Annotated in this window: 11 protein-coding genes; 5 read left to right on the top strand and 6 right to left on the bottom strand. The window is 57.7% G+C overall.

Annotated features, from left to right (window positions below):
• The first annotated feature begins 92 nt into the window (after positions 1-92).
• Positions 93-1,034: a TIGR01212 family radical SAM protein gene (locus IM294_RS06730; protein ID WP_126817377.1), complete on the top strand. Its 942-nt coding sequence runs from the start codon at positions 93-95 to the stop codon at positions 1,032-1,034.
• Here the strand turns inward: IM294_RS06730 and IM294_RS06725 are convergent.
• Positions 1,014-2,516 (bottom strand): helicase HerA-like C-terminal domain-containing protein, encoded by a 1,503-nt coding sequence (locus tag IM294_RS06725; RefSeq protein WP_126817003.1) that lies wholly within the window; start codon positions 2,514-2,516, stop codon positions 1,014-1,016. The genes IM294_RS06730 and IM294_RS06725 overlap by 21 nt on opposite strands.
• Positions 2,517-2,653: 137 nt before the next feature.
• Here IM294_RS06725 and IM294_RS06720 point away from each other — a divergent pair, with 137 nt between their 5' ends.
• Positions 2,654-4,291, top strand: a complete 1,638-nt coding sequence (locus IM294_RS06720) for a dihydroxyacetone kinase subunit DhaK (RefSeq protein ID WP_193360316.1) — start codon at positions 2,654-2,656, stop codon at positions 4,289-4,291.
• A 46-nt stretch (positions 4,292-4,337) separates the two neighbouring features.
• On the opposite strand, the gene IM294_RS06715 is transcribed toward IM294_RS06720, so the two are convergent.
• The 5 genes from IM294_RS06715 to pepA form a co-directional block, all read right to left on the bottom strand.
• Positions 4,338-5,357 (bottom strand): NAD(P)-dependent alcohol dehydrogenase, encoded by a 1,020-nt coding sequence (locus tag IM294_RS06715; RefSeq protein WP_193360315.1) that lies wholly within the window; start codon positions 5,355-5,357, stop codon positions 4,338-4,340.
• An 83-nt stretch (positions 5,358-5,440) separates the two neighbouring features.
• On the bottom strand, positions 5,441-5,944 hold the full coding sequence (locus IM294_RS06710) for a GNAT family N-acetyltransferase (RefSeq protein ID WP_045630736.1): 504 nt from the start codon (positions 5,942-5,944) through the stop codon (positions 5,441-5,443).
• A 123-nt stretch (positions 5,945-6,067) separates the two neighbouring features.
• A complete protein-coding gene (locus tag IM294_RS06705) occupies positions 6,068-8,923 on the bottom strand; it encodes a valine--tRNA ligase (RefSeq protein ID WP_045630735.1) in 2,856 nt (951 codons plus the stop codon).
• Positions 8,923-9,366, bottom strand: a complete 444-nt coding sequence (gene holC, locus IM294_RS06700) for a DNA polymerase III subunit chi (RefSeq protein WP_003861884.1) — start codon at positions 9,364-9,366, stop codon at positions 8,923-8,925. Before holC ends, IM294_RS06705 begins: the two co-directional genes overlap by 1 nt.
• A gap of 117 nt (positions 9,367-9,483) precedes the next feature.
• A complete protein-coding gene (pepA, locus tag IM294_RS06695; RefSeq protein ID WP_028014577.1) occupies positions 9,484-10,995 on the bottom strand; it encodes a leucyl aminopeptidase in 1,512 nt (503 codons plus the stop codon).
• A gap of 143 nt (positions 10,996-11,138) precedes the next feature.
• Here pepA and IM294_RS22235 point away from each other — a divergent pair, with 143 nt between their 5' ends.
• The 3 genes from IM294_RS22235 to lptG all read left to right on the top strand — a co-directional run bounded on the left by IM294_RS22235 (position 11,139) and on the right by lptG (position 13,444).
• Entirely contained in the window at positions 11,139-11,198 is a 60-nt protein-coding gene (locus IM294_RS22235; RefSeq protein WP_213743486.1) for a hypothetical protein, read from the top strand.
• Positions 11,199-11,261: 63 nt separating this feature from the next.
• Positions 11,262-12,362 (top strand): LPS export ABC transporter permease LptF, encoded by a 1,101-nt coding sequence (lptF, locus tag IM294_RS06690; protein WP_028014576.1) that lies wholly within the window; start codon positions 11,262-11,264, stop codon positions 12,360-12,362.
• Positions 12,362-13,444 carry an LPS export ABC transporter permease LptG gene (gene lptG / locus IM294_RS06685; protein WP_047367047.1) on the top strand — a complete coding sequence of 361 codons (1,083 nt, stop codon included), beginning with the start codon at positions 12,362-12,364 and terminating at the stop codon, positions 13,442-13,444. Before lptF ends, lptG begins: the two co-directional genes overlap by 1 nt.
• The last annotated feature ends 24 nt before the right edge of the window (positions 13,445-13,468 follow it).

The following is a 13,468-nucleotide window of genomic DNA, read 5'->3' as shown; positions in this document are numbered from 1 at the left end:
AAAGGCCGTCCAGGGCGATTGATCCAGGTCATCGCCGACAGAGGCTAAAAATGGCAGGCTTGTCCCCTTTCTTCGGGACGGTCTATCAGATTATGCAGTTACAGAAATTAGTCAATATGTTTGGTGGGGATCTTTTGCAGCGGTACGGTCAAAAGGTGCATAAGCTGACGCTGCACGGCGGCTTTAGCTGCCCGAATCGCGACGGCACCATCGGGCGCGGCGGCTGCACCTTCTGTAACGTTGCGTCGTTTGCTGACGAAGCCCAGCAGCATAAATCCATCGCGGAACAGCTCGCCCATCAGGCCAGCCTGGTGAACCGCGCGAAGCAGTATCTGGCCTATTTCCAGGCCTACACCAGCACGTGGGCGGAGGTGCAGGTGCTGCGTTCCATGTATCAGCAGGCGGTTGCTCAGGCGAACATTGTCGGGCTGTGCGTGGGGACGCGCCCGGACTGCGTACCGGATACGGTGCTGGATTTACTTAGCGAGTACAGAGAGAAGGGCTATGAGATCTGGCTGGAGCTGGGCCTGCAGACCGCGCACGACAAAACCCTGCACCGTATCAATCGCGGGCATGATTTCGCCTGCTACCAGCGCACCACGCGTCTCGCCCGCGAGCGTGGCCTGAAAGTCTGTTCGCATTTGATTGTCGGCTTGCCCGGAGAAGGGCAGCAGCACAGCCTGGAGACGCTGGAAAAAGTCGTTGAAACCGGCGTAGACGGCATTAAGCTGCACCCGCTGCATATCGTGAAGGGAAGCATAATGGCGAAAGCCTGGGAAGCCGGTCGGTTAAGCAGTATCGAACTCGACGACTATACGGTGACGGCGGGAGAGATGATTCGCCACACGCCTCCGGAGATTGTCTACCACCGCATCTCCGCCAGCGCCCGCCGTCCAACGCTTCTGGCACCGCTCTGGTGCGAGAACCGGTGGACGGGGATGGTGGAAATCGACCGCTATCTTCAGGAAAACGGCGTACAGGGTTCGGCGCTGGGCCGCCCGTGGGTTCCCCGTCTACCGACGGCGGCCGCCTAGCAGACTCCCCAGCATGCCGCGCACAATCTGATTGGTGACCTGCCGCGCGGCGCTTTTCGCCATAGTCTGTACCACGCCGTCGCGCTTGCCGCCGCGCGGTCCGGTTGTGCCAAACAAAATGTCTTTTAGCCCGCCGAGAATGCCGTCATCCACTGCGACTGACTGGCCCTTAGCGGGTGGAGCATCCTGCGATTCGGTGGTTGCCTGTACCCCTTTTTGCAGCATCTCGAACGCAGACTCCCGATCCACTTCGTCTTCATACTTGCCGTACACCGGGGAGTGATTAATCAGGCTGTTACGTTCATCGTCGGTAACCGGCCCCATGCGCGAGCAGGGCGCGATAACCATTGCGCGTTCCACCACGGACGGGCTGCCCTTGGCATCCAGGAACGAGATCAGTGCTTCACCGGTGCCCAGCGCCTGAATCGCGGCTTCGGTATCAAAGGCCGGATTGGCACGCATGGTTTGCGCGGCGGCTTTCACCGCTTTCTGATCCTTCGGCGTAAAGGCGCGCAGGGCGTGCTGCACGCGGTTACCCAGCTGGCCCAGCACATTGTCAGGAATATCCGACGGGTTTTGCGACACAAACCAGACGCCGACCCCTTTGGAGCGGATCAGGCGTATAACCTGTTCAATTTTATCCAGCAGCACCTGCGGCGCGTCGTTAAACAGCAGGTGTGCTTCGTCAAAGAAGAAGACCAGTTTGGGTTTTTCCAGATCGCCCGCTTCCGGTAACTGCTCGTACAGCTCAGAGAGCATCCACAGCAGGCTGGCGGCGTAAAGCTTTGGCATCTGGTAGAGCTTCTCTGAACTCAGAATGTTGATGATGCCTTTGCCGCTGCTGTCGGCGCGCATCCAGTCTTTAATATCCAGCATCGGCTCGCCGAAGAAGTGTTCGGCGCCCTGCTGCTCCAGCGTCAGTAGCCCACGCTGAATGGCACCGACAGAGGCGCTGCTGATATTGCCGTACTGGTTCTGGAAAGATTTGGCGTTATCGCCGATGTACTGGGTAATGGCGCGCAGATCTTTGAAATCGAGCAGCAGCAGCCCCTGATCGTCGGCGATACGGAAGATGATGTTCAGCACGCCGGACTGCACGTCGTTGAGGTTGAGCAGGCGGGCCAGCAGCAGCGGGCCGAGATCGGAAACGGTGGCGCGTACCGGGTGGCCTTTCTCACCGAAGATGTCCCAGACCACCACCGGGTTGCCGTGCGGCGTCCAGTCCGTAATGCCAATATTCTTCAGTCGTTCGAGCAGTTTTTCAGAAGCGGTACCCTCCTGAGCCACACCGGTTAAATCGCCTTTTACGTCAGCCATAAAGACCGGCACGCCAATCTCTGAAAGTGACTCCGCCAGCTTCTGGAGAGTGACTGTTTTCCCTGTGCCGGTGGCGCCGGTAATCAGACCGTGGCGGTTCGCCATCGCGGGCAGTAGATACAGCTCTTTTTCCAGCGTCCGGGCAATTAACAATGGTGTACTCATGATGCGCTTCCTCTCTTAGTCCTGGGTGGAGTATAGGCAACCTGACGGCAAAATGGTTGAGTAAATTGCTGACTTTGCGGCGCATTGTCCAGCGCGGACTATGCTTTTGCATACGGTTCATAAAATAGTGGAAAACAATGTCCAGATTCTTCTTTAACGATCGCAAACAGCTGGTCAATGACGCCATTGAAGGCATACTGCTTTCTGCGCCACATGCGAATCTCGTCAAACTTGATATCGATCCAGCTATCAGGGTTGTCGCCCGCGGCGACTGGGATAAAAGCCGCGTGGCGGTGATCTCCGGCGGTGGCTCCGGGCACGAACCGGCGCACGCCGGATTTGTCGGTAAAGGCATGCTGACTGCGGCAGTGTGTGGCGATCTGTTCGCCTCCCCGAGCGTGGATGCGGTGCTGAACGCTATTGTGGCGGTGACGGGCGATCGCGGCTGCCTGCTGATCGTCAAAAACTATACCGGTGACCGGCTTAACTTTGGCCTGGCGGCAGAAAAGGCCAAACGCTACGGCCTGAAGGTCGAGATGGTGATTGTGGCGGACGATATCGCGCTGCCCGACAACAAGCAGCCGCGCGGCATTGCCGGCACGGCGCTGGTGCACAAGATTGCGGGCTATGCAGCGGAGCAAGGAAAATCGCTGAGCGAGGTGCGGGATATTGCGCAGCAGGCCTGCGATAACCTCTGGAGCCTGGGCGTTGCGATGCAAACCTGCAACCTGCCGGGCAGCGACGATGAAGAGGGGCGCATCAAGCAGGGCCATGTCGAGCTGGGGCTGGGGATCCACGGGGAGCCGGGTGCCTCGGTGGTTGATACGCAAAACAGCAAAGCGATTATCGACACGCTGGTGTCGCCGCTCAAAGCGCAGGCGGGCGAGGGGCGTTTCGCGGTGCTGATCAACAACCTCGGCGGCGTGTCCGCGCTGGAGATGGCTTTGCTCACCAAAGAGCTGGCACATTCAGCGCTGAAAGAGAATATTGCGTACCTGATTGGCCCTGCGCCGCTGGTGAGCGCGCTGGATATGAAGGGCTTTTCTCTGACGCTGCTAAAGCTCAACGATTACTTTGAAAAGGCGATTCACGCCGAGGTCGAGACGCTGGGCTGGCAGAAGCCTGTGGCGTTTGCCCCTCTGCGTACCGTTCCGCAAAGCGCTATTCACGATAGCGTGGAATATGCCGCGTCCGACAATCCGCAGGTGAAGGAGTCTGTTTCACAGGTGACGAAGACGCTCATACAGCTTGAAAACTGCCTGAATGCGCTGGATGCCAAAGTGGGCGATGGCGATACCGGCTCTACGTTTGCGCAAGGTGCACGGGATATTGCGCAGCGCATGGAAGAAAACACTCTCCCGCTGAATGACGTACCTAAGCTGCTGTTGCTGGTGGGGGAACGACTGGCCACGGTGATGGGCGGATCGAGCGGTGTACTCATGTCGATCTTCTTCACGGCGGCGGGGCAAAAGCTTCACGATGGACAGCCGCTACCTGAAGCATTGCTGAGCGGACTGGCGCAGATGAAGCAGTATGGCGGGGCAGATCTCGGCGATCGTACGCTGATCGATGCGCTGCAACCGGCGCTGGAAGCCTTGAAGAAAAAAGATCTTCAGGCGGCAGCGCAGGCTGCGCAGCAGGGAGCGGAGGCAACGGCGAAAATGGCGAAAGCCGGAGCAGGGCGCTCATCGTATGTGAATAAAGAGAATCTGGATGGGGTAATGGACCCGGGGGCGGTCGCGGTGGCGGAAGTGTTTAATATATTGGCGCAGTAGCAAAAGTAGGCCGGGTCAGGCGAAGCCGTCACCCGGCAAACTCATATCAGAAATCCGCTTTCAACACCACGCGATAACGGGCTTTGCCGTCGCGCACGTGCTGGATGGCTTCGTTAATTTTCGACATTGGATACAGCTCGGTGGTCGGCATCACTTTGGTGCGGCCGGCAAACTTCATCAGCTTGCGCAGCTCGTATGGCGTACCGGTCGCGGAGCCTGACACGCTGCGATCCCCGCCGATCAGGGTAAAGGCCGGAACCGGCAGCGGCTTCATCACCGCACCCACGGTGTGGAAGTTACCGCCGTAGGCCAGCGCTTCAAAGTACGGCTGCCAGTTGAGATCGACGTTCACGGTGTTGATGATCAGGTCAAACTGCCCAGCCAGCGCGTTCAGCGCGTCCGGATCGCGGCTGTTCACGACTTTGTCCGCGCCCATTGCCAGCACTTCTTTCTCCTTCGCCGGGTTCGAGCTAAACGCCGTCACTTCACAGCCCATCGCGTGCAGCAGCTTGATGGCGATGTGGCCCAGACCGCCGATACCGATCACGCCCACGCGGCTGGTGGCGGTGACGTGGTGCATCAGCAGCGGTTTAAAGACGGTGATCCCGCCGCACAGCAGTGGACCAGCAGATTCAATATCAATGCTGTCCGGCAGCGGGATGACCCATTGCCAGTCGGCGCGCAGCTTATCGGCAAAACCGCCCTTGTTCAGGATGGCGGGCACTGCGCCTTCAAGGCAGTTGATCTGGTTGCCGCTGATACAGGCGTCGCAGTGGCCGCAGCTGCGTGCTGTCCAGCCAATGCCCACGCGCTGGCCAACCTTCAGCCCTTTGTCCTGCGCGGCGCTGCCGAGCGCGACGACGCGGCCAATCACTTCGTGCCCGGCAACCAGCGGATAGCTGGAGAAGCCCCATTCGTTGTCGATCATCGAGAGATCTGAGTGGCAGACCCCGCAGTAATCAACCTGTACTTCGACGTCTTCTGCTTTTAGTTCGCCCGCATCGTACTCGTACAGCTCAAGTTCTGCACCCGCCTGCGGTGCGGCGTAGCTTTTTATCTTCGACATCGTGTTTCCCCCGTTGTGGTGTGAACTGAGAGTGTAGAGCATTCAGTTTACAGCCGCTTAACAGAAGGGGGCAGGAACGAAACTTACAGACTTTTCAGCATTCTGACTTCGCAGTCAACGTGGCCCGTGCAGCCCAGCGGCGCATCGATATGCTCAAAGCCCAGATGTTCATACAGGCCGATGGCCTCTTTGAGGAAGGCGGTGGTTTCGAGGTAGCAGCGTTTAAAACCCTGATTGCGCGCGTGCTCCATGGCGACCAGCGCCAGCTTCTTCGCCAGACCCTGTCCACGAACCGACGGCAGGAAATACATTTTCTGCAGCTCACAGATATCCGGCTCGCTGCAGCTCAGCGGTGCAACGCCGCCGCCGCCCACAACCTGGCCGTCCTGCTCAATGACCCAGTAGGCGTGGCCCGGCTGGCTGTACAGCTTAAACAGTTCGTCAAGATTCGGGTCGGCAACGGTATAACCTTTATCCGCCGTCAGCCCAAACTCTGCAGAAACGGTGCGGATAACGGCGGCGATAGCCGGATTGTCCTGCTCAGTGATCCGACGCATCGTCGTCGCGACGGGGGTAATCACGCTCATAGCATTACTCATTACAAAAATTGACACACAGTTGCTGTTAATAGCACCGCAGAAAAGGGAGTGCAAGCGAGGAGTTTTCAGGAAGGTTACCCCTTACGCCCTGAAGCGTAAGGGGTAAAAGCATTACAGGGCCGCGATAACGGCCTGCTGCTCGATCAGTTTGGTCTTCGCATCGGCGAAGGCAACCAGACGCTCACGCTCTTTGGCAATGACCGCTTCCGGCGCGCGGGCCACAAAGCCTTCGTTCGCCAGCTTGCTTTCGATTTTGCCAATTTCCACGTCGACTTTCGCCACTTCTTTCGCCAGACGCGCCAGCTCTGCATCTTTGTCGACCAGGCCTGCCATCGGGATCAGCAGCTCCGCACCGTCGATGATTTTAGTCACGGAAACCGGACCTTTGTCATCGGCAGGCAGCACGGTGATGCTTTCCAGACGCGCCATGGTTTTCAGGAAGGTGTTGTTCTCGGTGACGCGACGAACGGCAGCGTCGCTGCAGCCACGCAGCAGCAGCTCCAGTGGTTTACCCGGGGCGATGTTCATTTCGGCACGGATGTTACGTACCGCAACGATCGCCTGCTTCAGCCACTCGGTATCCGCAGACGCGGCTTCATCAACCTTAGCCGCATCGAATTCCGGGAACGGCTGCAGCATGATGGTATCGGCGTTGATGCCCGCAATGACCTTCACGCGCTGCCAGATGGTTTCGGTGATGAATGGAATGACCGGATGCGCCAGGCGCAGCAGGCCTTCCAGAACGGTAATCAGCGTGTTGCGCGTGCCGCGCAGCTCTGCTTCAGAACCGCCGTTCATGACTGGCTTCGCCAGCTCCAGATACCAGTCACAGAACTGGTTCCAGGTGAATTCATACAGAATGCCCGCTGCGATATCGAAGCGGTAGCTGTCCAGCGCCTCGCGGAAGGCTTTCACCGTCTGGTTAAATTCCGCCAGGATCCAGCGGTCCGCCAGAGACAGGGTCATCTCGCCGCCGTTGAAGCCGCAGTCCTGATCTTCGGTGTTCATCAGCACGAAGCGGCTGGCGTTCCACAGCTTGTTACAGAAGTTACGGTAACCTTCAAGACGCTTCATGTCCCAGTTGATGTCGCGGCCGGTAGAGGCCAGCGCCGCCAGGGTGAAGCGCAGGGCGTCGGTACCGTGAGATTCGATCCCGTTCGGGAACTGCTTCTCGGTACGCTTGCGGATTTTCTCAGCCAGCTGCGGCTGCATCATGTTGCCGGTACGTTTTTCCAGCAGGTCTTCCAGGGAGATCCCGTCAACCATGTCCAGCGGGTCAATCACGTTACCCTTGGACTTGGACATTTTCTGCCCTTCGTCGTCGCGGATAAGGCCGGTCATGTAGACGGTATGGAACGGAACCTGCGGCTTGCCGTCTTCGTCTTTGATGAAGTGCATGGTCATCATGATCATGCGGGCAATCCAGAAGAAGATAATGTCGAAGCCGGACACCATTACGCTGGTAGGGTGGAACTGACGCAGCGCGTCGGTGTTTTCCGGCCAGCCGAGGGTAGAGAAGGTCCACAGCGCGGAGGAGAACCAGGTATCCAGAACGTCTTCATCCTGGCGCAGGGCCACGTCAGCGCTCAGGTTATTTTCCTGACGCACTTCGTCTTCGCTACGGCCAACGTAGACGTTGCCTTCGTTGTCGTACCATGCCGGGATGCGGTGACCCCACCACAGCTGACGGGAGATACACCAGTCCTGAATGTCGCGCATCCAGGAGAAGTACATGTTTTCGTACTGCTTCGGCACGAACTGAATGCTGCCGTTCTCAACCGCTTCCACAGCCGGTTTTGCCAGCACGTCGGCGCGGACGTACCACTGGTCGGTCAGCATTGGCTCAATAACCACGCCGCCACGGTCGCCGTACGGCACGGTCAGATCGTGAGGCTTAATCTCTTCCAGCAGGCCGAGGGCATCAACGGCGGCTACGATGGCTTTACGTGCGGCAAAGCGCTCCAGCTTCTGGAACTCAGCCGGGATCTCGCTGGAGTAAACGTCGGATTCGTTGCCTTTGGTATCGTACACCTCTGCGCTTTCGCGGATATCGCCGTCGAAGGTCAGAATGTTGATCATCGGCAGGGCGTGACGACGACCCACTTCATAGTCGTTGAAGTCGTGCGCCGGGGTGATTTTCACGCAGCCGGTGCCTTTTTCCATGTCGGCGTGTTCGTCGCCCACAATCGGAATGCGGCGGTTCACCAGCGGCAGCACCACAAATTTGCCGATCAGATCTTTATAACGCGGATCTTCCGGGTTAACGGCCACGCCGGTATCGCCCAGCAGGGTTTCCGGACGGGTGGTCGCCACCACCAGGTAATCTTTACCGTCTGCGGTTTTTGCGCCGTCGGCCAGCGGATAGCGGATGTGCCACATGGAGCCTTTAGACTCGCGGTTTTCCACTTCCAGGTCAGAAATTGCGGTGCGCAGTTTCGGGTCCCAGTTTACCAGGCGTTTGCCGCGGTAAATCAGGTCTTCTTTGTACAGACGGACGAACACTTCTTTTACGGCGTTGGACAGGCCTTCGTCCATGGTGAAGCGCTCGCGCTCCCAGTCCACGGAGTTTCCGAGACGGCGCATCTGACGGGTAATGGTGCCGCCGGATTCTGCCTTCCACTGCCAGATTTTGTCGATGAACGCATCGCGACCGTAGTCGTGACGAGTTTTACCTTCTTCAGCGGCAATTTTACGCTCAACCACCATCTGGGTCGCGATACCCGCGTGGTCAGTCCCTGCCTGCCACAGGGTGTTTTTGCCCTGCATGCGCTGGTAGCGGATCATGGTGTCCATGATGGTCTGCTGGAAAGCATGCCCCATATGCAAACTGCCGGTGACGTTCGGCGGCGGGATCATGATGCAGAAGGACTCTTTGCTTTCGTCGCCGTTAGGCTTGAAATAGCCCTGCTGTTCCCAGTGCTCGTAAAGCGGCTGTTCGATATCGCGTGGGTTATATGTCTTTTCCATTATTTCCAGGTTGCCGTATTCAGGTTAAAACCGGCCAGGCGGTACGCTTTATAGCGTTCGCGCGCCAGTTGTTTCAAGGATTCTTCGTAAGGGACAAAGTCTACCACTTCTGTGAAAGCGGTGGCAAAATCTGCAAAGTCTGTCCGCAGGCTAATGAGAATATCGCGCGCGCTGCTGTTGCGCTTTTGCGGCCAGGCAATTTCGACCGGTGCCCCGCCGCGTGGACCTTCGCCCGACAGGTTATGCGGAACAAAACTTTCCGGCGGGCGCGCCCATAGCGCTTCATCCAGGCGAATCGCCTGCTGCTCATCTTCACAGGCAATCAGTACGCGTTTACCTGCGCGCCAACGTTCTGCGGCAATTTCACACACCAGCTGTTCAACGGCGCTGAGGCCATCCTGATGGGTGTCGTTGTCCAGAAGGTAGAACGTTGCATTCTTCATATATGGGGCTTCTTGTCGTGGATTTAAATGCAAAGCCGGGTGGCGCTTCGCTTACCCGGCCTACGGTTGAGTGGCGTGTAGGCCGGGTAAGGCGAAGCCGCCACCCGGCACATTACATCACTCGTCGCCGTTAAAACCCGCACGATTAAGCAGGAACTGCGACAGCAGGGCCACCGGACGTCCGGTAGCGCCTTTGGCTTTACCGGAGCGCCATGCGGTACCCGCGATATCCAGGTGCGCCCAGTTATATTTACGGGTGAAGCGCGCCAGGAAGCAGCCTGCGGTAATTGCGCCGCCAGGACGACCACCAATGTTAGCCATGTCCGCAAAGTTAGACTCCAGCTGTTCCTGATACTCGTCACCCAGCGGCAGACGCCATGCGCGGTCACCGGCCTGCTCGGACGCGCCGATAAGCTCGTGCGCCAGCGGGTTGTGGTTCGACATCAGGCCGGTGATGTGATGGCCCAGGGCAATCACGCAGGCACCGGTCAGGGTGGCCACGTCGATAACCGCTTCTGGCTCGAAGCGCTCAACGTAGGTCAACACGTCACAGAGTACCAGACGGCCTTCGGCGTCGGTATTCAGCACTTCAACGGTCTGGCCGGACATGGTGGTCAGGACGTCGCCCGGACGATACGCGCGACCGCCAGGCATGTTTTCGCAGCCTGCCAGCACGCCGATTACGTTGATGGGCAGCTGAAGCTCCGCAACCATGCGCATGACGCCGTAAACCGCCGCCGCGCCGCACATGTCGTACTTCATCTCGTCCATGCCTTCTGAAGGCTTGATGGAGATACCGCCGGAGTCAAAGGTCAGCCCTTTACCGACGAGCACGATCGGACGCGCGTCTTCAGACGGGTTGCCTTTGTATTCGATGACCGACATCAGGGATTCGTTCTGCGAGCCGTTACCCACCGCCAGATAAGAGTGCATCCCCAGCTCTTTCATCTGCTGTTCGCCGATGACGCGGGTGATGACGTTTTTGCTGTAGGAGTCAGCCAGCTGGCGCGCCTGAGAGGCGAGGTAGGCGGCGTTACAGATGTTTGGCGGCATGTTGCCGAGATCTTTTGCCGCTTTGATACCGGCGGCAATCGCCAGACCATGCTGGATGGCGCGCTCGCCGCTGGTCAGTTCGCGACGGGTTGGCACGTTAAAGACCATTTTGCGCAGCGGGCGACGCGGCTCGCTTTTGTTGGTCTTAAGCTGATCGAAGCTGTAAAGGCTCTCTTTTGCCGTTTCGACGGCCTGACGCACTTTCCAGTAGGTGTTACGGCCTTTGACGTGCAACTCGGTCAGGAAGCAGACGGCTTCCATTGAACCGGTGTCATTCAGCGTATTAATGGTTTTCTGAATAACCTGCTTATACTGACGTTCATCCAGCTCGCGCTCTTTGCCGCAGCCAATCAGCAGAATACGCTCTGACAGGACGTTCGGAACATGGTGCAGTAACAGCGTCTGCCCAGGTTTGCCTTCCAGTTCGCCACGGCGCAGCAGGGCGCTGATATAGCCGTCACTGATTTTATCGAGTTGCTCGGCGATCGGGGAGAGTCGGCGCGGTTCAAAGACGCCCACAACGATGCAGGCACTCCGCTGTTTCTCCGGGCTACCGCTTTTTACACTGAACTCCATGCACTACGCTCCTGAATCTTAAAGACAACGGCGGCTGCTACGGATAGAATTGAAACCTTTCGTAACTCATGTCCGCTGTTGTGGTGACTTCGTGTTAATCTTACGTTACTACGGTTTCGACACGTCAGAAAAAGTCCTGAAGCGTGAATCCGCCGGATGTTTTAATCTTAGCGACGATTTCGACGACTCAAGAGAATAAATGACGTTTAAGCCATGAAACAAGCGATTTTCCAGCAAAGAGACGGGTTTTTACGGGCGTATTTAAAGTGATAATCATAAGATATCTGGTGCGGGAGACGCTCAAAAGCCAACTGGCGATCCTCTTCATCCTGCTGCTGATTTTTTTCTGTCAGAAGCTGGTTAAGATCCTCGGTGCGGCCGTTGACGGCGAAATTCCAACGAATCTGGTGCTTTCCCTGCTTGGGCTGGGGATCCCGGAAATGGCGCAGCTTATTCTGCCGCTGAGTCTATTCCTCGGCCTGCTCATGACCCTCGGTAAGCTGTACACCGAGAGTGAAATTACGGTGATGCATGCCTGCGGCCTGAGTAAAGCCGTACTGGTGAAAGCGGCGATGATACTGGCGCTGTTCACGGGCATTGTTGCGGCGGTGAATGTGATGTGGGCGGGCCCTATGTCTTCCCGTCATCAGGACGAAGTGCTGGCCGAGGCGAAAGCAAACCCCGGCATGGCGGCGCTCGCGCAGGGGCAGTTCCAGCAGGCAACTGACGGAAACTCCGTGCTGTTTATTGAGAGCGTTGACGGCAGTAAATTCAACGATGTATTCCTGGCGCAGCTGCGTCCTAAAGGTAACGCGCGTCCGTCAGTGGTGGTTGCCGATTCTGGACAGCTTTCTCAGCGCAAAGACGGTTCTCAGGTCGTCACGCTGAATAAAGGCACCCGATTCGAAGGCACCGCGATGCTGCGTGACTTCCGTATTACGGATTTCCAGAACTATCAGGCCATTATTGGTCATCAGGCGGTGGCGCTCGATCCGACGGATACCGAGCAAATGGATATGCGCACGCTGTGGAATACCGATACCGACAGAGCGCGGGCTGAGTTCCACTGGCGTATTACGCTCGTATTCACCGTGTTTATGATGGCACTGATTGTCGTGCCGCTGAGCGTGGTGAACCCGCGCCAGGGCCGCGTGCTCTCTATGCTGCCAGCGATGCTGCTTTACCTGATCTACTTCCTGCTGCAAACCTCGATTCGCTCTAACGGCGCGAAGGGTAAGCTGGATCCGATGGTCTGGACGTGGTTCGTTAACAGCCTGTACATCTTACTGGCGCTGGGATTAAACCTGTGGGATACGGTGCCTGTGCGCCGCATACGTGCCCGATTCTCGCGTAAAGGAGCCATCTAATGCAGGCGTTTGGCGTTCTTGATCGCTATATCGGTAAAACCATTTTCACCACCATCATGATGACGTTGTTCATGCTGGTGTCGCTCTCCGGCATTATCAAATTTGTCGATCAGCTGAAAAAAGCCGGGCAGGGCAGCTATGACGCGATGGGGGCGGGGATGTACACCCTGCTCAGCGTGCCAAAAGATGTGCAGATCTTCTTCCCGATGGCGGCCCTGCTGGGCGCGCTGCTGGGGCTGGGGATGCTGGCTCAGCGCAGCGAGCTGGTGGTGATGCAGGCCTCAGGCTTTACCCGTATGCAGGTTGCGCTGTCGGTAATGAAAACCGCAATCCCGCTGGTGTTGTTGACCATGGCGATTGGCGAGTGGGTGGCACCGCAGGGCGAGCAGATGGCGCGTAACTATCGTGCTCAGGCAATGTACGGTGGTTCACTGCTCTCGACTCAGCAAGGTTTATGGGCGAAAGACGGGAAAAACTTCGTCTACATCGAACGGGTAAAGGGTGATGATGAACTGGGCGGGGTGAGCATCTACGCGTTCAACGACCAGCGCCGTCTGGAGTCTGTCCGACACGCCTCTTCCGCGAAGTTTGACGCTGAACATAAGCAGTGGCGTTTGTCGCAGGTTGATGAATCTGACCTGACCGATCCAAAACAGATTACCGGGTCACAGACGGTGACCGGCACCTGGAAGACCAACCTCACGCCGGATAAGCTCGGGGTTGTTGCGCTGGATCCTGACGCGCTCTCTATCAGCGGCTTGCACAACTATGTGAAGTACCTGAAGTCGAGCGGGCAGGATGCCGGACGCTATCAGCTCAACATGTGGAGCAAAATCTTCCAGCCGATGTCCGTGGCGGTGATGATGCTGATGGCGCTGTCGTTTATCTTCGGCCCGCTGCGTAGCGTGCCGATGGGCGTGCGCGTCGTGACCGGTATTAGCTTCGGCTTTGTCTTCTATGTACTCGATCAGATCTTCGGTCCGCTGACGCTGGTTTATGGCATCCCGCCGATTATCGGTGCGCTGCTGCCGAGCGCCAGCTTCTTCCTGATCAGCCTCTGGCTGCTGCTGAAACGCTCCTGATTGACCTCTCCTCGCTTCCGGTGA

The organism is Enterobacter cloacae complex sp. P43RS, assembly GCF_014930585.1.
Taxonomy (GTDB): domain Bacteria; phylum Pseudomonadota; class Gammaproteobacteria; order Enterobacterales; family Enterobacteriaceae; genus Enterobacter; species Enterobacter bugandensis.
The sequence above is the reverse complement of the archived record's forward strand: the minus strand, read 5'-3'. Positions and strand labels throughout refer to the sequence as shown.